Genomic DNA, 22,070 nt, shown 5'->3' on the forward strand with positions numbered 1-22,070 from the left:
AATGCGGTCGAAATAGTCGGCCCAGGCGCAGCCGACTTGCAGGCGCGTGTCGCAATGCATCAGCGAAGCGGCGCACCACGGCACATCCATCGGCACACTGCAGGTCATGCCCGATCTGGTCACGCGCCGCCCGCAGGGACTCTATTGCGAGCCCGGTGATTTCTACATCGACCCCTGGCTGCCGGTCGATCGCGCCGTCATCACGCATGCGCATGCCGACCACTGCCGGCCGGGGCATGGCGCCTACCTCGCACAGCGCGACGCCCTCGGCCTGATGCGCGCACGCCTGGGCGACGAGGCGGCGCTGGAGGGGTTGGCCTATGGAGAGGCGAAGCGCGTGGGTGATGTGACGCTGAGCCTGCATCCCGCCGGCCATGTGCTGGGCTCGGCGCAGGTGCGCATCGAGCATCGCGGCGAGGTGTGGGTCGTTGCCGGCGACTACTTCGTCAGCGGCGCCGGCGACTGCAACACGACCTGCGCGCCGTTCGAGCCCGTGCGCTGCGATGTCTTCGTCACCGAGAGCACCTTCGGCCTGCCCATCTACCGCTGGGCGCCGCAGGCCGAGGTGCTGGGCGAGATGCGCGCATGGTGGGCCGATTGCGCGGCGCAGGGCAAGCATGCGCTGCTGATGGGCTACAGCCTCGGCAAGGCGCAGCGGTTGATCGCGGGCCTGGCGGCCGGCGACGCGCCGGGGCCGGTGCTGGTGCATGCCGCCGTCGCGCGCCTGAATGCGGCCTACCGGGACGCCGGCATCGCGTTGCCGGATGTGGAGACCGTGACGCCGGAGACCCGCTTCAAGAGCCTGCGCGGCGCCCTGGTCATCGCGCCACCGGCGGTGCAGGACAGCCGCTGGGCCAAGGCGCTGGGCCCGCACAGCGATGCCTTCGCCAGCGGCTGGATGCGCTTGCGCGGCGCGCGCCGGCGCCGCAGCGTGGACCGGGGCTTCGTCTTCAGCGACCACGCCGACTGGCCAGGACTGCTCGCCGCCATCGCCGCGACCGAAGCGCGGCGCGTGATCGTCACGCACGGCGACGAGGGCGCGCTGGTGCGCTATCTCAACGAGCTGGGCTTGCAGGCCGAGGCCTTCGCGACCGAGTACGGTGACGAGGCCCACGGCGTGGAGGCCGAGGCATGAAGCGTTTCGTCGCCCTGTATCTGGCGATCGACGCCAGCACATCGACGCTCGCCAAGGTGGCGGCGCTGAAACGCTATCTGGCCGACGCGCCGACGCGGGACGCCGCCTGGGCCGTCTATCTGCTGGCAGGCGGCACGCCGCGCCGCGCGGTGCCGACGAACGAGCTGCGGGCACTGGCCTGCGAGGCCGCCGCGCTGCCGGAATGGCTGTTCGAAGCCGGCTACGCCGCCACCGGCGACCTCGCCGAAGCCATCGCCTACGTGTTGCCCGACCCCGAGGACAAGCTCGATGAACCGCTCGCGGACTGGATGGAGCAGCGCATCCTGCCGCTGCGCGCGCTCGACGCCGCCGCGCGGCGCGAAGCGGTGCTCGCCGCCTGGCGCGGGCTGTCGGCGGACGAGCGCTTCATGTTCGTGAAGCTGGTCGGCGGCGGCTTTCGCGTGGGCGTCAGCAAGCTGCTGGTGCAGCGCGCGATCGCGGAGTGGTCGGGCAAGGATGCAGCCGGCATTGCCCAGCGCATGATGGGCTATACCGACATCGACACGCCGCCGACAGCCGAGCGCTTTGCGGGCTTGCTAACTGACGATGCGAGCGGTGCCCGCGGCGGCCAGCCCTACCCCTTCTTCCTGGCGCATGCGCTGCCCGGCGAGCCGGCGGCGCTGGGTGCACGCAGCGACTGGATGGCGGAGTGGAAGTACGACGGCATCCGCGCCCAGGTCGTCAAGCGCGACGGCCAGGTGTGGATCTGGTCGCGTGGCGAGGAGCTGGTGACGGAGCGCTTCCCCGAGGTCATGGCCGCCGCGAGCACGTGGCCGGACGGCACTGTCGTCGACGGTGAGCTGCTGGCCTGGCTGCCGGGCGAGACCGAGCCAGCCCCGTTTGCGCTGCTGCAAAAGCGCATCGGCCGCACCAAGCTGTCCAAGGCCATCCTGGCGGAGGCGCCGGTGCGGCTCCTGGCCTATGACCTGCTCGAAAGCGAAGGCGTCGACCGCCGCCAGGAGCCCATGCACGTGCGTCGCGCGCGATTGGAGCAGCTGGGCATCGCGACGTCCCCGCTGGTGGACGCCGAAGAATGGACCGGCCTCGCGACGGCGCGCGAGCAGTCGCGTGAACGCCGGGTTGAAGGATTGATGCTCAAGCACCGTGAGTCGGCCTACGGCATCGGCCGCACGGTGGGCGCGTGGTGGAAGTGGAAGGTCGCGCCGCTCAGCGTGGACGCCGTGCTGATCTACGCCCAGGCCGGCCACGGCCGCCGGGCCAACCTCTACACCGACTACAGCTTCGCCGTCTGGAGCCGCGCGCCGCGCGATGCGGCGGAGGCCGAGGCCGCACTGGACGCGCCCGACGGCGAGCTGGCTCTGGTGTCGTTCGCCAAGGCGTACTCCGGGCTGACGGACGAAGAGATCAAGCGCGTCGACCGCGTGATCCGCAAGACCACGGTGGAGAAATTCGGCCCGGTGCGGCGCGTGCGGCCCAGCATGGTGTTCGAGCTGGGCTTCGAGGGCATCCAGGCCAGCACGCGGCACAAGAGCGGCATCGCGGTGCGCTTCCCGCGCATGCTGCGCATCCGTGACGACAAGCCGCTGCATGAGGCGGACACGCTGGACACGCTGCGCGCGCTGATGGAGATCGGGACGGATGGCGTCGAAGTCGGCGACGAGTGAGTGGCTGGCCGGGCGCGGGTGGAAGGCCTTTCCCTTCCAGCGCAACGTCTGGCGCGAGATGGCCGCCGGTCGATCGGGCCTGCTGCATGCCACCACCGGCTCGGGCAAGACGCTGGCCGTGTGGCTCGGGGCGCTGCAGGCGTTTGGCGACGGCGAAGCGCCGCTGACGGTGCTGTGGGTCACGCCCATGCGCGCGCTGAGCCAGGACACGCTGCTGGCGCTGCAGGATGCCGCCAGCACGCTTGCGCCGCACTGGACGCTCGCCGCACGCACGGGCGACACGACGAGCGGCGAGCGCGCCTCGCAGCAGCGCCGCTGGCCGACCGGCCTGGTCACCACGCCGGAATCGCTGAGCCTGATGCTGTCGCGCGCCGACGCGCCGGACGTGATGAAGCGCGTGCGCCTGGTGGTCGTCGACGAATGGCATGAGCTGCTCGGCACCAAGCGCGGCGTGCAGCTGCAGCTGGCGCTCGCGCGGCTGCGGCGCTGGAACCCGGGGTTGATGACCTGGGGGCTGTCCGCCACGCTCGCCAACCTCGATGAGGCAGCGGACACGCTGGCGCCCGGCGCCGTGATCGTGCGGGGTGCGCAGGACAAGAAGATCCTCATCGACACGCTGCTGCCCGAACGCATCGAGCGCTTCGCCTGGGGCGGGCACATGGGCCTCACGATGCTGCCGGCCGTCATCGCGCACGTCGAGGCGGCGGCCAACACGCTGGTGTTCACGAACACGCGGTCGCAGTGCGAGCGCTGGTTCCAGGCGATGCTGGATGCGCGGCCGGACTGGGCCGGGCTGATCGCGCTGCACCACGGCTCGGTCGATGCCGAGGCGCGCCGCTGGGTGGAGGCGGCCATGAAGGCGGGTCAGCTCAAGTGCGTCGTTTGCACCGCGAGCCTCGACCTCGGCGTGGACTTCCTGCCGGTCGAGCAGGTGCTGCAGATCGGCTCGGCGAAAGGCATCGCCCGGCTGCTGCAACGCGCCGGCCGCAGCGGCCATGCGCCGGGACGGCGGTCGCGCGTGACGATGGTGCCGACGCACAGCCTGGAGATCGTCGAGGCGTCGGCCGTGCGTGCCGCCGTCAACGCCGGCCGCATCGAACCGCGCCGGCCGCCGGATGCGCCGCTGGACGTGCTGGTGCAGCACCTCGTGACGGTGGCGCTCGGCGGCGGTTTTCGCCCCGAGGAGCTGCTGCCCGAGGTGCGCACCGCGCCGAGCTATCGCCACCTGAGCGACGACGCCTGGGCCTGGGCGCTGGCCTTTGTTCGCCACGGCGGCGAATCGCTGCGGGCCTACCCGGACTTCCAGCGCGTGGTGCCGGATGACGAAGGCGTGTGGCGCGTGCCCGATCAGCGCCTGGCACGGCGGCACCGCAGCAACATCGGCACCATCGTGTCGGACGCCGTCGTCAGCGTGCAGTTCCTCGGCGGCGGGCGCATCGCGACGGTGGAGGAGAGCTTCATCTCCAGGCTGCGCAATGGCGACGTGTTCCTGCTCGGGGGCCGGGCGCTGGAGCTGATCCGCATCGAAGGGCTGACGGCCTATGTGCGCGTCGCCAACCCCGACAAGGCCAAGCTGCCGCGCTGGGATGGCGGGCAGTTTCCGATCTCGGACACGTTGGCGGACTCCATGCTGGAGCGTTTCGACGAAGCGCGCCAGGGACGCTTCACGGACCGCGAGATGCGCTTCGTGTCGCCGCTGCTCAAGCTTCAGTCCGAGTGGTCGGCGCTGCCCGGGCCGCACCGGCTGCTGGCCGAGGTGCTGGAGTCGTCGGATGGCCATCACCTGTTCCTGTTCCCGTTCGCGGGCCGCGTGGTGCACCTGGGACTCGCGTCGCTGCTGGTCTGGCGCGCGGGCCGCGAGACGCCGGCGACGTTCACGATGGCCATCACGGACTACGGCATGGAGCTCCTCAGCGCGACGAAGATCGACTGGCCCTCAAGGCTGCGTGACCTGCTCGCGCCGGTCGACCGCGTCACGCTGCGCGACGAGGTGCTGGCCGGTGTCAACGGCAGCGAACTCGCCCGCCGGCGCTTCCGCCAGATCGCGCGCATCTCCGGGCTGATCTTTCAGAGCCATCCCGGCGAGGCGCGCAGCCAGCGGCAGTTGCAGGCCTCGTCGTCGTTGTACTTCGATGTCTTCCGCCAACATGACCCCGGGAACCGGCTGTTGCGCCAGGCCGAGTCCGAGCTGCTGTCCGCGGAGCTTGATGTCGACGCCCTCGGCCGCACCTTGGAGCGCATGGCATCCCAGGAACTCGACATCCAGCAACCGGCGCGCGCGACGCCGCTGTCGTTTCCGCTGATGGTGGAGCGGCTGCGCGAGCGGGCGTCGAGCGAGTCGCTGGCGCAGCGCCTTTCCCGCATGCTCGCCGAGTTGGAAGCCGCGGCGGGTGGGCGCGCCCCGGAGGACGTTGAGTCCAAGCTGGCTTTCGGCAAACCGCCCGAAAAGTCGAAGGGGCGTGGCACACGCCGGAGGCGCCGGTGAGCCTGTGCTTTGACGCTGTGGGGGAGACCTTGTGGCTGTTGCCTGAAGGTGCCGTGTGGTGGCCGGCGGGGCGAACCCTATTCGCCGCGGACCTGCACCTGGGCAAAGGCGCCGCGTTCCGTGCGCAAGGCTTGGCCGTGCCGAGCGGAACCAGCGCAAGAACCCTCGCCCGGCTGCACGACCTGATGTTGAGGCACGAAGCGGCTCAACTCGTCGTGCTGGGCGACTTCTGGCATGGCCCCGATGGGCTCACACCGGCCCTTCTCGATTCGGTCGCGATGTTCGCCGAGCGCGTGCCGACCGTGCTCGTGCTGGGCAATCACGATCGGCGCATTCACCCGCCTGGCCTGCCGCTCCGCGCCATTCATGGCACTTTGGCGTTAGGCATGCTCACGGCAGGCCATGAGCCTCCACCACCCGGCGCGCCCGGATTCACGCTGGCCGGCCATTGGCATCCAGCTGTGTTGATTGGCGGACGCGCCGGCGACCGACTGCGTCGGCCCTGCTTCGTCTGCTATCCGCACGCGCTGGTGTTGCCCGCGTTCGGCGGCCTCACCGGGGCGCTGACCTTGAGACGAAGCGACTTGGCCCGACAGAACGCCAACGTCGCCGTGCTTGGCGACGGCTCGGTGCACTGGTTGCCGCGTTGAGCCGCCTCAGACCTTGTGCTGCGGTGGACCCTTGGGCGCCTCACGCGCCGTGCCGTCGTCCTGACGCGCCGGCGCCGTCGCCTGTTTGGTCAGCGTCTGGCCCTGGGTCGACTTGCTGGTGGCGAAGTCGCTGACCTTGTGTTCCGTGGGACCGCTCTTATTTCCGGATCGTTTGAACATGACTGCCTTTCACGCGCTCGGCCGGCCAGCCATTGCGGCCGGTCCTGCACCATGACCTGACTCTGCGCGCCGACTCACGCGCAGGCGATCAGGCCATGCGCCCCGCAGTCGTAGGAAACGACCGACGCAGTCACAAAAAAGCCCGCACGAGGCGGGCTTGATCTGCATTAGAAAGCGCTTACTCAGCAGCTTCGCCAGCGGTCTCGCCTTCGGGGCGATCCACGAGTTCGACAAACGCCATGGGGGCGTTGTCGCCGACGCGGAAGCCCATCTTCAGGATGCGGGTGTAGCCGCCCGGGCGGTTCGCGAAGCGCGGGCCCAGTTCGTTGAAGAGCTTGCCGACGATGTCACGATCGCGCAGGCGGTCGAAGGCCAGGCGGCGGTTGGCCAGCGTGGGTTCCTTGGCCAGTGTGATCAGCGGCTCGACGACGCGACGCAGTTCCTTGGCCTTGGGGACCGTGGTCTTGATGGCTTCGTGCTGCAGCAGCGAAACGCACATGTTGCGCAGCATCGCAGCGCGGTGGGCGCTGGTGCGGTTGAGTTTGCGGAGGCCGTTACGGTGACGCATGGTGCTTATTTCCTTTCACTTTGTTGATGCCGGCAGCCGGATCAGGTACTGCCGGGGCACGATCAAGCGCGCCGGGGCGCGTTTGTCATCAGAGGACGGCTTCAGCCGTCTTTTTTGTTGGAGCGCAGCGGATTACCGCTTGTCCAGGCCTTGCGGAGGCCAGTTCTCGAGGCGGGCGCCGAGCGTGAGACCGCGGGAAGCCAGGACTTCCTTGATCTCGTTGAGCGACTTGCGACCCAGGTTGGGGGTCTTCAGCAGCTCGGTCTCGGTACGCTGGATCAGGTCGCCGATGTAGTAGATGTTCTCGGCCTTCAGGCAGTTGGCCGAACGCACGGTCAATTCGAGCTCGTCGACCGGACGCAGCAGGATCGGGTCGAAGCTGCTGGAGCGCTGGGCCGGCTGGTCGAAGGCATCGACCAGGTCGGTGCCTTGGAGCTGCGCGAACACGGCGAGCTGTTCCACCAAGATCTTGGCCGAGGCGCGGATCGCTTCCTCGGGCGAGATGGCGCCGTTGGTTTCGATCTCCATGACCAGCTTGTCCAGGTCGGTACGCTGCTCGACGCGGGCGTTCTCGACGGCGTAGCTGACGCGCTTGACGGGCGAGAACGAGGCGTCGAGGACGATGCGGCCGATGCTCTTGGTCGGCTCGTCGCCGAAGCGGCGCATCGTGCCGGGCACGTAGCCGCGGCCCTTCTCGACCTTGATCTGCATGTCCAGCTTGCCGCCTTGCGACAGGTGGGCGATGACGTGCTCGGGATTGATGATCTCGACGTCGTGCGGGGTCTGGATGTCGGCCGCGGTGACGGGGCCTTCGCCTTCCTTGCGCAGGACCAGGGTCACTTCTTCACGGTTGTGCAGGCGGAAGACGACGCCCTTGAGGTTCAGCATGATGTGAACCACGTCCTCTTGCACGCCGTCGATGGCCGAGTACTCATGGAGCACGCCGGCAATCGTCACTTCCGTCGGCGCATACCCCACCATCGACGAGAGCAGCACACGGCGCAGGGCGTTGCCCAGGGTGTGACCGTAGCCGCGTTCGAACGGCTCCAGCGTGACCTTGGCGCGATGACCGCCCAGGGGCTCCACGTTGATGGACTTGGGTTTGAGCAAGTTGGTTTGCATGAGGTCTTTCTTTCAATACCCTCGGTTCGTTACACCGATAAGGCTGAGGACCAGCCGGGCAGAGCCTTTGAAGGGCCCTCGAAGGGCAGATACCCGGACGAGGAAACGCCGGCCGCGCCCAAGGTGGGCGTGGCCGGCGGGGAAAACGATTAACGCGAGTACAACTCGACGATCAGCGATTCGTTGATCTCGGCGCCGAACTCGTCGCGGTCAGGAGCCTTCTTGAAGACGCCTTCGAGCTTCGTGCCGTCGACGCTGACCCAGGCCGGCAGGCCGATGGAGTCGGCCAGCTTGAACGACTCGGTCACGCGCAGCTGCTTCTTGGCCTTGTCGCGCACGGCGACGGTGTCACCGGCCTTGACCAGGTAGGAGGCGATGTTGACGACCTCGCCGTTCACCGTCACGCCCTTGTGCGAAACCAGCTGGCGGGCTTCTGCGCGGGTGGAGCCGAAGCCCATGCGGTAGACGACGTTGTCCAGGCGCGATTCCAGCAGTTGCAGCAGGTTCACGCCGGTCGAGCCCTTGCGGCGCTCGGCTTCGGCGAAGTAGCGGCGGAACTGGCGCTCCAGCACGCCGTACATGCGCTTGACCTTCTGCTTCTCGCGCAGCTGCAGGCCGAAATCGGACGTGCGCTGGCCGGAAGTGCGTCCGTGCTGGCCTGGCTTGCTGTCGAACTTGACCTTGTCGCTGATGGCGCGGCGGGCGCTCTTCAGGTAGAGGTCGGTGCCTTCACGGCGGGAAAGTTTGCCCTTGGGGCCGAGGTAACGTGCCACTTGCGTGTCCTTGAATCAATCTGACGCCAGAGGTCCTGACGCGAGTCCAGCCGGTGTTTTTATGGGCTTGGACGGTGGGCTTGTGAGCCGTCTCAAAATGAGCTCGGCTCAAGACTGAAGCCGGCGCGGCACTGAAGTGCCCGCCGGCTCCGGGAAAACGCGCGATTATCGCACCGCCATCCGAATTTGCAATATCCCTGTCACCAAAGGTGAACTGGGCTCAGATGCGCCGACGCTTCTGCGGACGGCAGCCGTTGTGCGGCACCGGCGTCACGTCGGAGATCGAGTTGATGCGGATGCCGAGCGCAGCCAGCGCGCGAACCGAAGACTCGCGACCCGGGCCAGGGCCCTTGATCTTGACGTCGAGGTTCTTGATGCCCTGCTCTTGCGCAGCGCGGCCGGCCACTTCAGCCGCCACCTGGGCTGCGAAGGGGGTCGACTTGCGCGAGCCCTTGAAGCCTTGGCCGCCCGACGAAGCCCAGGACAGGGCGCCGCCTTGACGGTCGGTGATGGTGATGATGGTGTTGTTGAACGACGCGTGGACGTGCGCGATGCCGTCAGCGACGTTCTTGCGGACCTTCTTGCGAACCCGCTGAGCCGCCGAATTGTTGGGAGCCTTTGCCATATTGACCTTCTTTCAGTTCGGGCAGCTTACTTCTTGCCGGTCGCAGCCGACTTGCGCGGACCCTTGCGGGTGCGGGCATTCGTGCGGGTGCGTTGGCCGCGCATCGGCAGGCCACGGCGATGACGGAAACCACGGTAGCAGCCGAGGTCCATCAGGCGCTTGATGTTGATGGACTGCTCGCGGCGCAGATCGCCCTCGATGGTCAGCTTGTTGACCTCGTCACGGATCTTTTCGAGATCGCCGTCGTCAAGGTCCTTGACCTTCTTGTCGAACGGAATGCCGCAGTTCGTGCAGATCTTCTGGGCGGTCGTACGGCCAATGCCGTAGATCGAGGTCAGGCCGATCTCAGTGTGCTTTTGCGGCGGAATGTTGATACCAGCAATACGTGCCATGGTTGTCCTCTAGTCCTGTCGTGCGCGCTGGGGCTCAGCCCTGACGCTGCTTGTGGCGCGGGTCGGTGCAGATCACACGCACCACGCCCTTGCGGCGGATGATCTTGCAATTGCGGCACATCTGCTTCACGGATGCCGAAACTTTCATGGTCTGCTCCTTGGCCTAACTCTTTTGCGCTCTTCACGCGTCCGGGAATTCAAACAGCTCACTTCGCCCGGAACACGATGCGAGCACGACTCAAATCGTAGGGCGTCAACTCCACAGTCACTTTGTCGCCGGGGAGGATGCGGATGTAGTGCATCCGCATCTTGCCGGAGATGTGCCCGAGGACGACATGCCCGTTTTCTAACTTCACACGAAACGTTGCGTTGGGGAGGTTTTCAACAATCTCGCCCTGCATCTGAATGACGTCGTCTTTCGACATGCCAAAACTTCGTGTGGGTTAAAACAGATATTTCCTTAGAACAGCTCGGCCCTCAATTGGGCTTGAAGCTGGCCTTCTTCAGCAGCGATTCGTACTGCTGACTCATGATGTAGCTTTGCACCTGGGCCCAGAAGTCCATCGTCACGACGACGATGATCAACAGGGACGTGCCACCGAAGTAGAACGGGACGTTGTACTTCAGCGTCAGGAACTCGGGCAACAGACAGACCAGGGTGATGTAGATCGCCCCAGCCAATGTCAGTCGCGACAGGATCTTGTCGATGTGCCTGGCCGTCTGGTCGCCCGGGCGGATGCCCGGGATGAAGGCGCCGCTCTTCTTCAGGTTGTCTGCGGTCTCACGGCTGTTGAACACCAGCGCTGTGTAGAAGAAGCAGAAGAAGATGATCGCGGCGGCATACAGCAGCACATAGATCGGCTGGCCTGGGCTGACCGCACCGGCCAGATCCTTCAGCCAACGCAGGCCGTCACCCGTCGCGAACCAGCTCACCACCGTCGTCGGCAGCAGGATGATGGACGACGCGAAGATCGGCGGGATCACGCCCGACATGTTCAACTTCAGCGGCAGGTGCGACGACTGGCCCCCATAGACCTTGTTGCCGACCTGGCGCTTGGCGTAGTTCACCAGAATCTTGCGCTGGCCGCGTTCGACGTAGACAACGGCATAAGTCACCAGCACGACCAGCGAGATCACGACCAACGCCGAGCCGTAGCCCATCGCGCCGGTACGCACCAGCTCGAACAAGCCACCGATCGCACCGGGCAAGCCGGCGGCGATACCACCAAAGATCAGGATGGAGATGCCATTGCCCAAGCCGCGCTCGGTGATCTGCTCACCCAGCCACATCAGGAACATCGTGCCGGCCACCAGGCTGGACACCGCCGTCAGACGAAAGCCAAAGCCAGGATTCAGCACCAGCCCTGCAGAGCCTTCCAGCGCCAGCGCGATCGACAGGCTCTGAAACAGCGCCAGGCCCAACGTCGCATAACGCGTGTACTGGGTGATCTTGCGACGGCCGGCTTCGCCTTCCTTCTTCAGCTGTTCCAGCGTCGGGACCACGTAGGTCATCAGCTGCAGCACGATGGAAGCCGAGATGTACGGCGTGATGCCCAAGGCGAACACGGTGAAGCGCGAGAGCGCGCCGCCCGAGAACATGTTGAACAGGCTCAGGATGCCACCGGCCTGGCCCTTGAAGAATTGGGCCAGCTGGTTCGGGTCGATACCGGGCACGGGGATATGCGCCCCGATGCGGTACACGACCAGAGCCAGCAGCAGGAACACAAGCCGGCGACGGAGGTCGCCGAACTTGCCGCTCTTGGCCAGCTGATTCGCGTTGGTAGCCACGCTGAGTCAGTTCCTTGTCGACTGCGGGTTAAGCGACCGAGCCGCCTGCCGCCTCGATGGCCGCCTTGGCGCCCTTCGTGGCGTTCACGCCCTTCAGCGTGACCTTGCGCTCGATGGCGCCTGCCAGGATGACCTTGACCGACTTGGCCAGCTGCGGCACCAGGCCGACAGCCTTCAGCGTCGACACGTCGATCTCGTCGCCGGCCAGCCCTTGCAGGTCCGACAGCGTGATCTCGGCGTTGTACTTCAGCGTCAGCGATTTGAAGCCACGCTTGGGCAGGCGACGCTGCAGGGGCATCTGGCCGCCTTCGAAGCCGACCTTGTGATAGCCGCCAGCGCGGGACTTCTGACCCTTGTGACCGCGACCCGCGGTCTTGCCCAGACCGGAGCCGATGCCGCGGCCGACACGGCGCTTGGCATGCTTGGCGCCCTCGGCGGGCTTGATCGTGTTCAGTTCCATCGTCTTGTCCTCTTGGCCAGCAGTGCTTAGAGCACTTGCACCAGATAGGCGATCTTGTTGATCATGCCGCGCACGGCGGGCGTGTCTTCCAGGGTGCTTTGGCTGTTCAGCTTGCGCAGACCCAGGCCCACCACGGTGGCACGGTGCGAGGCGCGGCAGCCGATGGGGCTACGCACCAGCTTGACCGTCACGGTTTTCTTGTCAGACATGTTGTGCTCCGCTGTGGCGATCAGTTGAAGATCTCTTCAACCGTCTTGCCGCGCTTGGCTGCGACAGAGGCCGGCGTCGTCGAACGCTTGAGAGCGTCCAGCGTGGCGCGGACCATGTTGTACGGGTTGGTCGAACCGTGGCTCTTGGTCACGATGTCGGTCACGCCCATCACTTCGAAGACAGCGCGCATCGGGCCGCCGGCGATGACGCCGGTACCGGCGGGCGCCGGGGCCATGATGACGTGCGCTGCACCGTGCTCGCCCACCACGTTGTGGTGGATGGTGCCGTTCTTCAGGCTGACCTTGACCATGTTGCGGCGAGCCGATTCCATGGCCTTCTGCACGGCGACCGGCACTTCCTTGGCCTTGCCCTTGCCCATGCCGATGCGGCCGTCGCCGTCGCCGACCACCGTCAGTGCAGCGAAGGACAGCGTGCGGCCGCCCTTGACCACCTTGGTGACGCGGTTGACCGCGATCATCTTTTCCTTCAGGCCGTCGTCGTTGCCTTCAGCCTGAGCGCCGCGCGGTTGAAACTTTGCCATTTCGTATTCCTTGATGCGTCAGAACTGCAGACCGGCTTCGCGGGCTGCTTCGGCCAGGGCCTTGACACGGCCGTGATAGGCGAAGCCCGAGCGGTCGAAGGCGACCTTCTCGACGCCAGCGGCCTTGGCCTTCTCGGCGATGAGCTTGCCCACCAGCGTAGCGGCAGCGACGTTGCCGCCCTTGCCGTCGCCGTTCAGCTGCTCGCGCACCGACTTCTCGGCCGTCGACGCTGCGGCCAGCACCTGGCCACCGTCTTCCGACACGACTTGTGCATAGATGTGCAGGTTGGAGCGGAACACCGTCAGACGGGCCACGCGCTGGATCGCAATGCGAGCACGGGTCTGGCGCGAACGACGCAGGCGTTGTTCTTTCTTGGTCATCATGGCGCTGCTCCTTACTTCTTCTTGGTCTCTTTGAGGGAGACCTTCTCATCCGAATAACGGATGCCCTTGCCCTTGTACGGCTCGGGCGGACGGAAGGCACGCACCTCGGCGGCGATCTGACCCACCACCTGGCGGTCAGCACCCTTGATGAGGATTTCCGTCTGAGTCGGGCACTCGACCTTGATACCGGCCGGCATGTCCTTCACCACGGGGTGAGAGAAGCCGATCTGCAGGTTGAGCTTCTGGCCCTGGGCCTGGGCACGGAAACCCACGCCGACCAGGTTCAGCTTGCGCTCGAAACCCTTGCTGACGCCGTTGACCATGTTGGCCACCAGCGCGCGCATCGTGCCGCTCATCGCATCGGCTTCGGCCGAGTCGTTGGCGGGCACGAAGCTCAGCTTGCCGGCTTCGTTCTTGACATCGACGAGCTTGTTGACCGGACGCACCAGCGTGCCGAGCGAGCCCTTGACGCTGATCGACTCAGCGGACACGGTCACATCCACGCCTTGCGGGACGTTGACCGGCATTTTTCCAACGCGGGACATTGTTCCTACTCCTTCGCTTAGGCGACGTAGCAGAGCACTTCGCCGCCGATACCGGCAGCGCGCGCCTTGCGGTCCGTCATGACGCCTTGCGGGGTCGTGACGATCGCCACGCCCAGGCCATTCATGACCTGGGGAATGTCGTGGCGGCCCTTGTAGATGCGCAGGCCGGGGCGGCTGACGCGCTCGATACGCTCGATGACCGGGCGACCAGCGTAGTACTTCAGCGCGATTTCCAGCTCGGGGCGGGCTGCCTCGCCGCGAACGGCGAAGTCATCGATGTAGCCTTCGTCCTTCAGGACTTTGGCAATCGCCACCTTCAGCTTGGACGACGGCATGGCAACGCTCGTCTTCTCGACGATCTGCGCGTTGCGGATGCGGGTCAGCATATCGGCGATGGGATCACTCATGCTCATTTGCGAATACTCCTATCGGCCGATTACCAGCTGGCCTTGACGACACCGGGGATGTCGCCCTTGAAGGCCAGTTCACGAATCTTGTTGCGGGCCAGGCCGAACTTGCGGAAGGTGCCACGCGGGCGTCCCGTCAGCTCGCAGCGGTTGCGCAGGCGAGTGGGGTAGGCGTTGCGGGGCAGCTTCTGCAGCTCGAGGCGGGCGGCGTAGCGCTCTTCCTCGGACTTCTTGAAGTCGTCGATGATGGCCTTCAGTTCCGCGTACTTCTTGGCGAACTTGGCGACCAGCGCCTCGCGCTTCAGCTCACGTTGTTTGATCGAGAGTTTTGCCACGATTCACCTCAGTTCTTGAACGGAAACTTGAACGCCGCCAGCAGTGCCTTGGCTTCGTCGTCCGTCTTGGCAGTCGTCGTGATGCTGATGTTCAGACCACGCAGAGCATCCACCTTGTCGTACTCGATTTCGGGGAAGATGATTTGCTCTTTGACGCCGATGTTGTAGTTGCCGCGGCCGTCGAACGAGCGACCGGAGATACCCCGGAAGTCGCGAACGCGCGGCAGCGCGATCGTCACGAAGCGGTCCAGGAATTCATACATCTGGACGCCGCGCAGCGTGACCATCGCACCGATGGGCACGTTGTCGCGGATCTTGAAGCCGGCGATCGCCTTCTTCGACTTGGTCACGACGGGCTTCTGGCCGGCGATCTTGGTCAGGTCGCCCACGGCGTGGTCCATGACCTTCTTGTCGGCGACGGCCTCGCTCACACCCATGTTGAGCGTGATCTTGGTGATGCGGGGCACCTCCATGACCGACTTGTAGCCGAACTTCTCGACCAGGCCGGGCACGATTTTTTCGCGGTAATGCGTTTGAAGACGAGCCATGCTGACCTCTTAAGCCTTGATCTCTTCGCCGGTCGACTTGAACACGCGCACCCGCTTGCCATCGACGAGCTTGACGCCCACGCGATCGGCCTTGCCGGATGCAGCGTTGAAGATCGCCACGTTGGATTGATGGATGGGCATGGTCTTGTCGACGACGCCGCCGGTGGTGCCCTTCATGGGGTTGGGCTTGACGTGCTTCTTGACGACATTGATGCCGTCAACGACCACGTGGTCGGCATCGGTGCGGGCGGACACGGTGCCGCGCTTACCCTTGTCGCGGCCGGTCAGCACAATGACCTGGTCGCCGGTACGAATCTTGTTCATGGCTTACCTCAGACAGTGGGGGCTCAAAGCACCTCGGGCGCCAGCGACACGATCTTCATGAAGCGCTCGGTACGCAGTTCGCGCGTCACCGGGCCGAAGATGCGGGTGCCGATGGGCTCCAGCTTGGCGTTGAGCAGCACGGCGGCATTGCCGTCGAACTTGACGAGCGAGCCGTCCTGGCGGCGCACACCCTTGGCGGTGCGAACGACCACGGCGCTGTAGACCTCGCCCTTCTTCACGCGACCACGCGGGGCAGCTTCCTTGATGCTGACCTTGATGATGTCGCCGATGTGCGCATAGCGGCGCTTGGAGCCGCCCAGCACCTTGATGCACTGAACGGACTTCGCACCAGTGTTGTCCGCGACGTCAAGCCGCGATTGCATTTGGATCATGTCTGTCCCCAACTTGTCCCGAAACACGAGGCCCCAGAGGGCATGGCGAGTCGGTCAGTCTTGGGCCCGTAAGTCGGTCAGCTCAAGGCATTGCGCCTTTTGCTGCCCGACGGTTGAGGGCGGATTCCGAAGGCCGCAGCACATGGGCTCATGTGCCTAGCGTTCGGCGAAGCTGCGCATTATGCAGTGACAACTCAGCGGCCGTCAATGCCTGTACGCAAGAATTTCAAGAACCTTGGGCGGCCTTGGCTTGGCTCAGCATCGTCTCGGCGTCGCTGACCTCGAACTTGCCCGGGCCTTCGACGTTCAACGTCTTCACGACGCCGTCCCTGACGAGCATGGAATAGCGCTGCGAGCGCAGGCCCATGCCCTTGCCGGTCAGGTCCAGCGTCAGGCCGGTCGCCTGGGCGAATGCAGCGCTGCCATCGGCCATCATGCGAACCTTGCCGGCCGTCTTCTGATCACGCCCCCAGGCGCCCATGACAAAGGCGTCGTTGACCGACACGCACCAGATCTCGTCGACCCCAGCGGCCTTCAGGGCCTCGGCGGATTCGACATAGCCTGGCACATGCTTGGCCGAGCAGGTCGGCGTGAAGGCACCGGGCAGGCCGAAGATGGCGATGGTCTTGCCGGCCGTGGCCTTCTCGATGTCGAAGCTGTTGGGGCCGAGCGAGCAGCCCTCGCCTTCCACTTCGATGAATTCCTGCAGGGTGCCCGCGGGCAGCTTGTCGCCAACCTTGATCATGGTGTCGCTCCGGTGAGGTTCTGGAAATGAAAAACCGGCGCGCCAGTTGCCCAGCGTGCCGGTTGTGCAGCGGTCATGCGACCGGTGTCTTTAGACGATCTCGGCCTTCTCGACCAGGCGGGTCACGACCCAGCTCTTGGTCTTGGAGATCGGACGGCCTTCGCTGATTTCGACGACGTCGCCCATCTTGTACTCGCCCTTTTCGTCGTGGGCGTGGTACTTGCGGGAACGGGCCACGATCTTGCCGTAGAGCTCGTGCTTGGCGCGACGCTCGACCAGGACGGTGACCGTCTTGGCGCGCTTGTCGCTGACCACGCGACCCACCAGGGTGCGGGTGTTCTTCACTTGGGCTTGGGCTTCACTCATTTCGTGGCCTCCTTCTTCTTTTGTGCCAGAACGGTCTTGGCACGCGCGATGTCGCGGCGGGTCTTGCCCAGCTGGCTGTGGTTGGTCAGCTGCTGAGTAGCCTTTTGCATGCGCAGGCCGAAGTGGGCCTTCAGCAGATCGGTCACTTCCTTTTCGAGGGCAGCGACGTCCTTGGCGCGGAGTTCAGTTGCTTTCATGGTGTCCTTCCTCAGGTACCGACCTGGCGGGCCACGAAGGTGCAACGCAGCGGCAGCTTGGCAGCGGCCAGCGTGAACGCCTCGCGAGCCAGCGTCTCGGGCACGCCGTTGATCTCGTAGAGCACCTTGCCGGGCTGGATTTCAGCCACGTAGTACTCCGGGTTGCCCTTGCCGTTGCCCATACGGACTTCGGCAGGCTTCTGCGAGATGGGCTTGTCCGGGAAGATGCGGATGAAGATCCGACCGCCACGCTTGATGTGGCGCGAGATCGCGCGGCGAGCCGCCTCGATCTGGCGCGCCGTCAGGCGACCGCGCTCCGTGGCCTTCAGGCCGAAATCACCGAAAGACACCGCGGCGCCGCGGGTCGCAACACCCGTGTTGCGGCCCTTCTGCTCCTTGCGGTACTTGCGACGAGAGGGTTGCAGCATGTTTATTCTCCTTTGGCCTCACCGGCGGCGGGAACCTTGCGGATCACACGCTTGCCGGCGGGCTTGGCTGCGTCACCCGCGGGGGCGGCGGCAGCGGGCTGGTCTGCTCCGTCACGCGGGCCACGGTCGCCACCCGGACGGCCACGGCCACCAGGAGCACCCGGACGGGCGTTACGGCGCGGGCGACGATCGTCTTCGGCGCCTGCGGGGGTGTTGATGACCGGAGCCTCGCCATTGGCGAGACGGTCACCGCGGTAGACCCAGACCTTGACGCCGATGACGCCATAGGTGGTCTTGGCTTCGGAGAAGCCGTAGTCGATGTCAGCCTTCAGCGTGTGCAGAGGCACACGACCTTCGCGATACCACTCGGTACGAGCGATTTCGATGCCGTTCAGACGACCAGCGCTCATGATCTTGATGCCTTGGGCACCCAGACGCATCGCGTTCTGCATCGCACGCTTCATGGCGCGGCGGAACATGATGCGCTTCTCGAGCTGCTGGGTGATCGAGTCGGCGATCAGCTGGGCATCGACTTCAGGCTTGCGCACTTCTTCGATGTTGACGGCGACGGGCACGCCCAGACGCTTGGTCAGCTCAGCCTTCAGCGCTTCGATGTCCTCGCCCTTCTTGCCGATCACGACGCCCGGACGGGCCGAGAAGATCGTGATGCGGGCGTTCTTGGCGGGGCGCTCGATCAGGATGCGCGAGACCGCGGCATTCTTGAGCTTGGTCTTCAGATACTCGCGAACCTGCAGATCCTCGGCCAGCATCGTGGCGAAGTTCTGGTTGTTGGCGTACCAGCGCGAAGCCCAATTACGGGTGACGGGAAGGCGGAAGCCAACCGGATGGATTTTCTGTCCCATAGTCTTCCTTGCGCCTTAGTTGCCGACTGCCACAAAGATGTGGCAGGTGGGCTTGCTGATGCGGTTGCCGCGGCCCTTGGCGCGAGCCGAGAAGCGCTTCAGCGTGGCACCTTGCTCGACGTAGATCGAGGTGACCTTGAGTTCATCGATGTCCGCGCCGTCGTTGTGCTCGGCGTTGGCGATGGCGCTTTCCAGCGCCTTCTTGATGATCAGGGCCGCCTTCTTCTGGGTGAATTCCAGGATGTTCAGCGCTTGGTCCACCTTCTTGCCGCGGATCATGTCGGCCACGAGGCGGCCCTTGTCACACGAGAGGCGAACGCCGCGAACGATTGCTTTGGTTTCCATCGTTGGCATCCTTACTTCTTCCCGGCCTTCTTGTCGGCCGGGTGGCCCTTGAAGGTACGGGTCAGGGCGAATTCACCCAGCTTGTGGCCGACCATCTGGTCGGACACATAGACCGGCACGTGCTGCTTGCCGTTGTGCACGGCGATCGTCAGACCGATGAACTCGGGCAGGATCGTCGAGCGGCGCGACCAGGTCTTGATGGGCTTCTTGTCTTTGATGGCAACAGCCTTGTCGACCTTGGCCAGCAGGTGGTGGTCAACGAAGGGGCCCTTCTTCAGCGAACGAGTCATGGCCTAGCCCTTACTTCTTGCGACGCGAGACGATGAACGTCTGCGTGCGCTTGTTGTTGCGAGTGCGGTAGCCCTTCGTCAGGGTGTTCCACGGCGACACAGGGACCTGACCCTCGCCGGTGCGGCCTTCGCCACCACCGTGCGGGTGATCCACCGGGTTCATCGCCACACCGCGAACGGTCGGACGGATACCCTTCCAGCGGATCGCGCCGGCCTTGCCGTACTGGCGCAGGCTGTGCTCTTCGTTGCTCACTTCGCCGATGGTGGCGCGGCAGTCGATGTGCACGCGGCGAACTTCGCCGGAGCGCAGGCGGATCTGGGCGTAGACGCCTTCACGAGCCATCAGGACGGCGGAAGTGCCGGCCGAACGGATCATCTGGGCACCCTTGCCCGGCTGCAGCTCGATGCAATGGATGGTCGAGCCCACCGGGATGTTGCGGATCGGCAGCGTGTTGCCAGCCTTGATCGGGGCCTCGGCGCCGCTCAGGAGGGTTGCGCCCACTTCCAGACCGCGCGGGGCGATCACGTAGCGGCGCTCGCCGTCGGCATACACCACCAGCGCAATGTGGGCGGTGCGGTTCGGGTCGTACTCGATGGTCTCGACCTTGGCCGGAATGCCGTCCTTGTTGCGCTTGAAGTCGACCACGCGGTAGTGGTGCTTGTGACCACCGCCCTTGTGGCGAATCGTGATGTGACCGTTGTTGTTGCGACCGGAGTTCTGGATTTGCGGCTCAAGCAAAGCTGCATGAGGCGCGCCCTTGTGCAGGTGCTTGTGCACCACCTTGACGACGCCACGGCGACCGGGCGAGGTAGGTTTGACTTTGACGATGGCCATTTACGCGGCCTCCCCGGAGAAATTGAGCTCTTGACCGGCCTTGAGGGCGACGTACGCCTTCTTGACATGGTCGCGGCGGCCGGCACGGCCACCGAAGCGCTTCGTCTTGCCCTTGACCTGGACGACGTTGACCGACTCGACCTCGACCTTGAACATCAGTTCAACAGCGGCCTTGATCTCGGGCTTGGTGGCGTCGCGCAGGACCTTGAACAGGACCTGGTTGTGCTTCTCGGCGACTTGCGTGGCCTTCTCGGACACGATGGGTGCGAGCAGCACGGAGGCCAGACGGCCTTCGGAGTATTTGGTGACGCTCATGCCAGCATCTCCTTGAGTTGCTCGACCGCAGCCTTGGTCACCAGCACCTTCTTGTAGAAGACGAGGGACAGCGGGTCGGCGTAGCGCGGCTCGACGACCAGCACGTTGGCCAGGTTGCGCGAGGCCAGCAGCAGGTTGTCGTCCACGGTGTCGGCGATGACCATCACCGAGTCCAGGCCCATGGCCTTGAACTTGGCGGCCAGCAGCTTGGTCTTGGGGGCCTCGACCGAGATCGAATCCACCACGGCCAGACGGCCTTCACGGGCGAGCTGCGACAGGATCGCAGCCATGCCGGCGCGGTACATCTTCTTGTTCAGCTTGTGCGAGAAGTTCTCGTCAGGCATGTTCGGGAAGATGCGACCGCCCCCGCGCCACAGCGGCGACGAGGTCATACCGGCGCGAGCGCGGCCGGTGCCCTTCTGGCGGAAAGGCTTCTTGGTCGAGTGGTGGACCTGTTCACGGTCCTTCTGGGCACGGGTGCCTTGGCGGGCGTTGGCCTGGAAGGCCACGACCACCTGGTGCACCAGGGCTTCGTTGTAGTCGCGAGCGAAGACGGTGTCAGGCGCGTCCACCTTGGAGGTGGCCTGACCCTGCTCGTTCAGGAGCTCGAGCTGCATCAGTTGGCTCCCTTCTTGACTTTGACCTTGACGGCCGGGCGAACGACGACGTGGCCGTTCTTGGAACCCGGGACCGCACCGCGAACCAGCAGCAGTTGACGAGCTTCGTCAACGCGCACGATGTCCAGGTTCTGGGTGGTGACGGTTTCGTCGCCCATGTGGCCGGTCATCTTCTTGCCCGGGAACACGCGGCCCGGGTCTTGCGCCATGGAGATCGAGCCCGGCACGTTGTGCGAACGGCTGTTGCCGTGCGACGCGCGCTGCGAGCTGAAGTTGTGGCGCTTGATCGTGCCCGCGAAGCCCTTGCCGATGGACGTGCCCTGCACGTCGACCAGCTGGCCGGTCGCGAACAGCGTCACCGGCACAGCGCCGCCAGCCTGGTATTGGGCGGCGACGTCGGCTTCGACGCGGAATTCCTTGAGGATTTCACCGGCTTCGACACCCGCCTTGGCGAGGTGGCCGGCTTCGGGCTTGGTGACGCGCGAAGCTTTGCGCGTACCGAACGCCACCTGGATGGCGCTGTAGCCGTCGGTCTCTTGGGTCTTGACCTGGGTCACGCGGTTGTTGGACACGTCCAGCACCGTCACAGGGATGGCATCGCCATCGTCCGTGAAGATGCGCATCATGCCCACCTTGCGGCCCAGCAAACCGAGACGGTTGCTCAGACTCATGTTTTTTCTCCAGCCCCGTTGGCTCGAACTTGCGCCCAGGCCTCGGAAGCTATTGCGAACACCCGACATCGATTGGCCGGGCTGACTTTGCAACGCCACCGAAGCGACGCTGCGCGAATATCCGAGCGGGCATAGACCTACCCGGAAAAGCTGGCGAGTATAGCCTGCAGGATCGCCAAGATGCAAGCGCAGGGCCTCGCATGCCTCGAAAGACAAGGCCCCGGCCTGTCGAAACAGGGCCGGGGCCTTGAATTGCAAGCCCGAAGGCCTGGAATTACTGCAGCTTGATTTCGACGTCGACGCCCGCGGGCAGGTCGAGCTTCATCAGCGCGTCGACCGTCTTGTCGGTCGGGTCGACGATATCCATCAGGCGCTGGTGCGTGCGGATCTCGAACTGGTCGCGGCTGGTCTTGTTGACGTGCGGTGAACGCAGGATGTCGAAACGCTCCATGCGCGTCGGCAGGGGCACGGGCCCCTTGACGATGGCGCCGGTGCGCTTGGCGGTCTCGACGATCTCGAGAGCCGACTGGTCGATCAGCTTGTAATCAAACGCTTTCAGGCGGATGCGGATCTTTTGCTTTTGCATGGCGATTCCTTAAAGAGCAGGCTGGCGACCGCGCGCCGGGCGCGCGGTGCGAAGCAAAAGTTGATTACGCGAGGATCGTGGCGACGACGCCCGAGCCGACGGTGCGGCCACCCTCACGAATGGCGAAGCGCAGACCGGTTTCCATCGCGATCGGCGCGATCAGCTTGACGGTGATGCCGACGTTGTCGCCGGGCATGACCATTTCCTTGTCCTTCGGCAGTTCCACCGCACCGGTCACGTCCGTCGTGCGGAAGTAGAACTGGGGACGGTAGTTGTTGAAGAAC

The 22,070-nt window shown here is 65.2% G+C and carries 35 protein-coding genes and 1 pseudogene; 4 read left to right on the plus strand and 32 right to left on the minus strand.

The window, feature by feature from the left end:
• Positions 1–106: 106 nt before the first annotated feature.
• From ASD35_RS25135 to pdeM, 4 genes are read left to right on the plus strand one after another with little or no spacing between them, the layout of a single operon-like run.
• Positions 107–1,135, plus strand: a complete 1,029-nt coding sequence (locus ASD35_RS25135) for a ligase-associated DNA damage response exonuclease (RefSeq protein ID WP_056877776.1) — start codon at positions 107–109, stop codon at positions 1,133–1,135.
• Positions 1,132–2,799 (plus strand): ATP-dependent DNA ligase, encoded by a 1,668-nt coding sequence (locus tag ASD35_RS25140; RefSeq protein ID WP_056877717.1) that lies wholly within the window; start codon positions 1,132–1,134, stop codon positions 2,797–2,799. The genes ASD35_RS25135 and ASD35_RS25140 overlap by 4 nt, the downstream gene beginning before the upstream one ends.
• Positions 2,774–5,284, plus strand: coding sequence for a ligase-associated DNA damage response DEXH box helicase (locus ASD35_RS25145; RefSeq protein ID WP_056877718.1), 2,511 nt, complete (start codon positions 2,774–2,776; stop codon positions 5,282–5,284). The genes ASD35_RS25140 and ASD35_RS25145 overlap by 26 nt, the downstream gene beginning before the upstream one ends.
• Complete coding sequence (gene pdeM, locus ASD35_RS26845; RefSeq protein ID WP_082580451.1) at positions 5,281–5,934, plus strand: ligase-associated DNA damage response endonuclease PdeM; 654 nt, start codon at positions 5,281–5,283, stop codon at positions 5,932–5,934. Before ASD35_RS25145 ends, pdeM begins: the two co-directional genes overlap by 4 nt.
• Before the next feature lie 6 nt (positions 5,935–5,940).
• Here pdeM and ASD35_RS27470 read toward each other — a convergent pair whose 3' ends face one another.
• The 32 genes and pseudogenes from ASD35_RS27470 to tuf form a co-directional block, all read right to left on the minus strand.
• Positions 5,941–6,114, minus strand: coding sequence for a hypothetical protein (locus ASD35_RS27470; RefSeq protein ID WP_157275772.1), 174 nt, complete (start codon positions 6,112–6,114; stop codon positions 5,941–5,943).
• 178 nt (positions 6,115–6,292) lie between these two features.
• Positions 6,293–6,682, minus strand: a complete 390-nt coding sequence (gene rplQ, locus ASD35_RS25155) for a 50S ribosomal protein L17 (RefSeq protein ID WP_056877720.1) — start codon at positions 6,680–6,682, stop codon at positions 6,293–6,295.
• 132 nt (positions 6,683–6,814) lie between these two features.
• A complete protein-coding gene (gene rpoA, locus ASD35_RS25160; RefSeq protein ID WP_056194188.1) occupies positions 6,815–7,804 on the minus strand; it encodes a DNA-directed RNA polymerase subunit alpha in 990 nt (329 codons plus the stop codon).
• A gap of 149 nt (positions 7,805–7,953) precedes the next feature.
• The gene (gene rpsD / locus ASD35_RS25165; protein WP_056194191.1) at positions 7,954–8,577 is read right to left on the minus strand and encodes a 30S ribosomal protein S4; all 624 of its coding nucleotides are present in this window, start codon (positions 8,575–8,577) and stop codon (positions 7,954–7,956) included.
• Positions 8,578–8,797: 220 nt separating this feature from the next.
• Positions 8,798–9,202: a 30S ribosomal protein S11 gene (gene rpsK, locus ASD35_RS25170; protein WP_056194196.1), complete on the minus strand. Its 405-nt coding sequence runs from the start codon at positions 9,200–9,202 to the stop codon at positions 8,798–8,800.
• Positions 9,203–9,228: 26 nt separating this feature from the next.
• The gene (gene rpsM / locus ASD35_RS25175; RefSeq protein WP_056877721.1) at positions 9,229–9,594 is read right to left on the minus strand and encodes a 30S ribosomal protein S13; all 366 of its coding nucleotides are present in this window, start codon (positions 9,592–9,594) and stop codon (positions 9,229–9,231) included.
• Between the two features lie 34 nt (positions 9,595–9,628).
• Positions 9,629–9,742 carry a 50S ribosomal protein L36 gene (rpmJ, locus tag ASD35_RS25180; RefSeq protein ID WP_056194202.1) on the minus strand — a complete coding sequence of 38 codons (114 nt, stop codon included), beginning with the start codon at positions 9,740–9,742 and terminating at the stop codon, positions 9,629–9,631.
• Positions 9,743–9,800: 58 nt separating this feature from the next.
• Positions 9,801–10,019: a translation initiation factor IF-1 gene (gene infA, locus ASD35_RS25185; RefSeq protein WP_056877722.1), complete on the minus strand. Its 219-nt coding sequence runs from the start codon at positions 10,017–10,019 to the stop codon at positions 9,801–9,803.
• 52 nt (positions 10,020–10,071) lie between these two features.
• Positions 10,072–11,382: a preprotein translocase subunit SecY gene (gene secY / locus ASD35_RS25190; RefSeq protein WP_056877723.1), complete on the minus strand. Its 1,311-nt coding sequence runs from the start codon at positions 11,380–11,382 to the stop codon at positions 10,072–10,074.
• Positions 11,383–11,410: 28 nt separating this feature from the next.
• On the minus strand, positions 11,411–11,842 hold the full coding sequence (gene rplO, locus ASD35_RS25195) for a 50S ribosomal protein L15 (RefSeq protein WP_056877724.1): 432 nt from the start codon (positions 11,840–11,842) through the stop codon (positions 11,411–11,413).
• 26 nt (positions 11,843–11,868) lie between these two features.
• Positions 11,869–12,051, minus strand: coding sequence for a 50S ribosomal protein L30 (gene rpmD, locus ASD35_RS25200; RefSeq protein WP_056877725.1), 183 nt, complete (start codon positions 12,049–12,051; stop codon positions 11,869–11,871).
• A gap of 20 nt (positions 12,052–12,071) precedes the next feature.
• On the minus strand, positions 12,072–12,593 hold the full coding sequence (gene rpsE, locus ASD35_RS25205) for a 30S ribosomal protein S5 (protein ID WP_056194212.1): 522 nt from the start codon (positions 12,591–12,593) through the stop codon (positions 12,072–12,074).
• An 18-nt stretch (positions 12,594–12,611) separates the two neighbouring features.
• Positions 12,612–12,977, minus strand: coding sequence for a 50S ribosomal protein L18 (gene rplR, locus ASD35_RS25210; protein WP_056877726.1), 366 nt, complete (start codon positions 12,975–12,977; stop codon positions 12,612–12,614).
• Between the two features lie 11 nt (positions 12,978–12,988).
• Positions 12,989–13,522 (minus strand): 50S ribosomal protein L6, encoded by a 534-nt coding sequence (gene rplF / locus ASD35_RS25215; protein WP_056877727.1) that lies wholly within the window; start codon positions 13,520–13,522, stop codon positions 12,989–12,991.
• Between the two features lie 17 nt (positions 13,523–13,539).
• Positions 13,540–13,935, minus strand: coding sequence for a 30S ribosomal protein S8 (gene rpsH, locus ASD35_RS25220; RefSeq protein WP_056194221.1), 396 nt, complete (start codon positions 13,933–13,935; stop codon positions 13,540–13,542).
• Positions 13,936–13,958: 23 nt separating this feature from the next.
• Positions 13,959–14,264 carry a 30S ribosomal protein S14 gene (rpsN, locus tag ASD35_RS25225; protein WP_056877728.1) on the minus strand — a complete coding sequence of 102 codons (306 nt, stop codon included), beginning with the start codon at positions 14,262–14,264 and terminating at the stop codon, positions 13,959–13,961.
• A gap of 8 nt (positions 14,265–14,272) precedes the next feature.
• Positions 14,273–14,812, minus strand: coding sequence for a 50S ribosomal protein L5 (gene rplE, locus ASD35_RS25230; protein ID WP_056877729.1), 540 nt, complete (start codon positions 14,810–14,812; stop codon positions 14,273–14,275).
• 9 nt (positions 14,813–14,821) lie between these two features.
• On the minus strand, positions 14,822–15,136 hold the full coding sequence (gene rplX / locus ASD35_RS25235; RefSeq protein ID WP_056877730.1) for a 50S ribosomal protein L24: 315 nt from the start codon (positions 15,134–15,136) through the stop codon (positions 14,822–14,824).
• A 23-nt stretch (positions 15,137–15,159) separates the two neighbouring features.
• A complete protein-coding gene (gene rplN / locus ASD35_RS25240; RefSeq protein WP_056194233.1) occupies positions 15,160–15,528 on the minus strand; it encodes a 50S ribosomal protein L14 in 369 nt (122 codons plus the stop codon).
• 226 nt (positions 15,529–15,754) lie between these two features.
• The gene (locus tag ASD35_RS25245) at positions 15,755–16,273 is read right to left on the minus strand and encodes a peroxiredoxin (RefSeq protein ID WP_056877731.1); all 519 of its coding nucleotides are present in this window, start codon (positions 16,271–16,273) and stop codon (positions 15,755–15,757) included.
• 90 nt (positions 16,274–16,363) lie between these two features.
• Complete coding sequence (gene rpsQ / locus ASD35_RS25250; protein ID WP_056877732.1) at positions 16,364–16,639, minus strand: 30S ribosomal protein S17; 276 nt, start codon at positions 16,637–16,639, stop codon at positions 16,364–16,366.
• Positions 16,636–16,836, minus strand: coding sequence for a 50S ribosomal protein L29 (gene rpmC / locus ASD35_RS25255; protein ID WP_056877733.1), 201 nt, complete (start codon positions 16,834–16,836; stop codon positions 16,636–16,638). Before rpmC ends, rpsQ begins: the two co-directional genes overlap by 4 nt.
• A gap of 11 nt (positions 16,837–16,847) precedes the next feature.
• Positions 16,848–17,264 carry a 50S ribosomal protein L16 gene (gene rplP, locus ASD35_RS25260; protein WP_056877734.1) on the minus strand — a complete coding sequence of 139 codons (417 nt, stop codon included), beginning with the start codon at positions 17,262–17,264 and terminating at the stop codon, positions 16,848–16,850.
• A 2-nt stretch (positions 17,265–17,266) separates the two neighbouring features.
• Positions 17,267–18,127: a 30S ribosomal protein S3 gene (gene rpsC / locus ASD35_RS25265; protein WP_056877735.1), complete on the minus strand. Its 861-nt coding sequence runs from the start codon at positions 18,125–18,127 to the stop codon at positions 17,267–17,269.
• Between the two features lie 15 nt (positions 18,128–18,142).
• Positions 18,143–18,472: a 50S ribosomal protein L22 gene (rplV, locus tag ASD35_RS25270; protein ID WP_056877736.1), complete on the minus strand. Its 330-nt coding sequence runs from the start codon at positions 18,470–18,472 to the stop codon at positions 18,143–18,145.
• Between the two features lie 11 nt (positions 18,473–18,483).
• Complete coding sequence (rpsS, locus tag ASD35_RS25275) at positions 18,484–18,762, minus strand: 30S ribosomal protein S19 (RefSeq protein WP_056877737.1); 279 nt, start codon at positions 18,760–18,762, stop codon at positions 18,484–18,486.
• 10 nt (positions 18,763–18,772) lie between these two features.
• Positions 18,773–19,597 carry a 50S ribosomal protein L2 gene (gene rplB, locus ASD35_RS25280; protein ID WP_056877738.1) on the minus strand — a complete coding sequence of 275 codons (825 nt, stop codon included), beginning with the start codon at positions 19,595–19,597 and terminating at the stop codon, positions 18,773–18,775.
• Positions 19,598–19,912 (minus strand): 50S ribosomal protein L23, encoded by a 315-nt coding sequence (rplW, locus tag ASD35_RS25285; RefSeq protein WP_056877739.1) that lies wholly within the window; start codon positions 19,910–19,912, stop codon positions 19,598–19,600.
• On the minus strand, positions 19,909–20,529 hold the full coding sequence (gene rplD, locus ASD35_RS25290; protein WP_056877740.1) for a 50S ribosomal protein L4: 621 nt from the start codon (positions 20,527–20,529) through the stop codon (positions 19,909–19,911). The genes rplW and rplD overlap by 4 nt, the downstream gene beginning before the upstream one ends.
• Positions 20,529–21,200 (minus strand): 50S ribosomal protein L3, encoded by a 672-nt coding sequence (gene rplC / locus ASD35_RS25295; RefSeq protein ID WP_056877741.1) that lies wholly within the window; start codon positions 21,198–21,200, stop codon positions 20,529–20,531. Before rplC ends, rplD begins: the two co-directional genes overlap by 1 nt.
• Positions 21,201–21,474: 274 nt before the next feature.
• Entirely contained in the window at positions 21,475–21,786 is a 312-nt protein-coding gene (gene rpsJ, locus ASD35_RS25300) for a 30S ribosomal protein S10 (RefSeq protein ID WP_056194266.1), read from the minus strand.
• 64 nt (positions 21,787–21,850) lie between these two features.
• A pseudogene (gene tuf, locus ASD35_RS25305) lies at positions 21,851–22,070 on the minus strand (elongation factor Tu); the annotation flags it as partial.

The sequence above is a fragment of the Pelomonas sp. Root1444 genome (assembly GCF_001426885.1).
Taxonomy (GTDB): domain Bacteria; phylum Pseudomonadota; class Gammaproteobacteria; order Burkholderiales; family Burkholderiaceae_C; genus Pelomonas.

Coding starts and splice junctions, on each gene's coding strand:
- ASD35_RS25135 (WP_056877776.1), top strand. CDS start 107: ATGCCCGATCTGGTCACGCGCCGCCCGCAGGGACTCTATTGCGAGCCC.
- ASD35_RS25140 (WP_056877717.1), top strand. CDS start 1,132: ATGAAGCGTTTCGTCGCCCTGTATCTGGCGATCGACGCCAGCACATCG.
- ASD35_RS25145 (WP_056877718.1), top strand. CDS start 2,774: ATGGCGTCGAAGTCGGCGACGAGTGAGTGGCTGGCCGGGCGCGGGTGG.
- ASD35_RS27470 (WP_157275772.1), bottom strand. CDS start 6,114: ATGTTCAAACGATCCGGAAATAAGAGCGGTCCCACGGAACACAAGGTC.
- rplQ (WP_056877720.1), bottom strand. CDS start 6,682: ATGCGTCACCGTAACGGCCTCCGCAAACTCAACCGCACCAGCGCCCAC.
- rpoA (WP_056194188.1), bottom strand. CDS start 7,804: ATGCAAACCAACTTGCTCAAACCCAAGTCCATCAACGTGGAGCCCCTG.
- rpsK (WP_056194196.1), bottom strand. CDS start 9,202: ATGGCAAAGGCTCCCAACAATTCGGCGGCTCAGCGGGTTCGCAAGAAG.
- rpsM (WP_056877721.1), bottom strand. CDS start 9,594: ATGGCACGTATTGCTGGTATCAACATTCCGCCGCAAAAGCACACTGAG.
- rpmJ (WP_056194202.1), bottom strand. CDS start 9,742: ATGAAAGTTTCGGCATCCGTGAAGCAGATGTGCCGCAATTGCAAGATC.
- infA (WP_056877722.1), bottom strand. CDS start 10,019: ATGTCGAAAGACGACGTCATTCAGATGCAGGGCGAGATTGTTGAAAAC.
- rplO (WP_056877724.1), bottom strand. CDS start 11,842: ATGGAACTGAACACGATCAAGCCCGCCGAGGGCGCCAAGCATGCCAAG.
- rpmD (WP_056877725.1), bottom strand. CDS start 12,051: ATGTCTGACAAGAAAACCGTGACGGTCAAGCTGGTGCGTAGCCCCATC.
- rpsE (WP_056194212.1), bottom strand. CDS start 12,593: ATGGCAAAGTTTCAACCGCGCGGCGCTCAGGCTGAAGGCAACGACGAC.
- rplR (WP_056877726.1), bottom strand. CDS start 12,977: ATGATGACCAAGAAAGAACAACGCCTGCGTCGTTCGCGCCAGACCCGT.
- rplF (WP_056877727.1), bottom strand. CDS start 13,522: ATGTCCCGCGTTGGAAAAATGCCGGTCAACGTCCCGCAAGGCGTGGAT.
- rpsH (WP_056194221.1), bottom strand. CDS start 13,935: ATGAGCATGAGTGATCCCATCGCCGATATGCTGACCCGCATCCGCAAC.
- rplE (WP_056877729.1), bottom strand. CDS start 14,812: ATGGCTCGTCTTCAAACGCATTACCGCGAAAAAATCGTGCCCGGCCTG.
- rplX (WP_056877730.1), bottom strand. CDS start 15,136: ATGAACAAGATTCGTACCGGCGACCAGGTCATTGTGCTGACCGGCCGC.
- rplN (WP_056194233.1), bottom strand. CDS start 15,528: ATGATCCAAATGCAATCGCGGCTTGACGTCGCGGACAACACTGGTGCG.
- ASD35_RS25245 (WP_056877731.1), bottom strand. CDS start 16,273: ATGATCAAGGTTGGCGACAAGCTGCCCGCGGGCACCCTGCAGGAATTC.
- rpsQ (WP_056877732.1), bottom strand. CDS start 16,639: ATGAGTGAAGCCCAAGCCCAAGTGAAGAACACCCGCACCCTGGTGGGT.
- rpmC (WP_056877733.1), bottom strand. CDS start 16,836: ATGAAAGCAACTGAACTCCGCGCCAAGGACGTCGCTGCCCTCGAAAAG.
- rplP (WP_056877734.1), bottom strand. CDS start 17,264: ATGCTGCAACCCTCTCGTCGCAAGTACCGCAAGGAGCAGAAGGGCCGC.
- rpsC (WP_056877735.1), bottom strand. CDS start 18,127: ATGGGACAGAAAATCCATCCGGTTGGCTTCCGCCTTCCCGTCACCCGT.
- rplV (WP_056877736.1), bottom strand. CDS start 18,472: ATGGAAACCAAAGCAATCGTTCGCGGCGTTCGCCTCTCGTGTGACAAG.
- rpsS (WP_056877737.1), bottom strand. CDS start 18,762: ATGACTCGTTCGCTGAAGAAGGGCCCCTTCGTTGACCACCACCTGCTG.
- rplB (WP_056877738.1), bottom strand. CDS start 19,597: ATGGCCATCGTCAAAGTCAAACCTACCTCGCCCGGTCGCCGTGGCGTC.
- rplW (WP_056877739.1), bottom strand. CDS start 19,912: ATGAGCGTCACCAAATACTCCGAAGGCCGTCTGGCCTCCGTGCTGCTC.
- rplD (WP_056877740.1), bottom strand. CDS start 20,529: ATGCAGCTCGAGCTCCTGAACGAGCAGGGTCAGGCCACCTCCAAGGTG.
- rplC (WP_056877741.1), bottom strand. CDS start 21,200: ATGAGTCTGAGCAACCGTCTCGGTTTGCTGGGCCGCAAGGTGGGCATG.
- rpsJ (WP_056194266.1), bottom strand. CDS start 21,786: ATGCAAAAGCAAAAGATCCGCATCCGCCTGAAAGCGTTTGATTACAAG.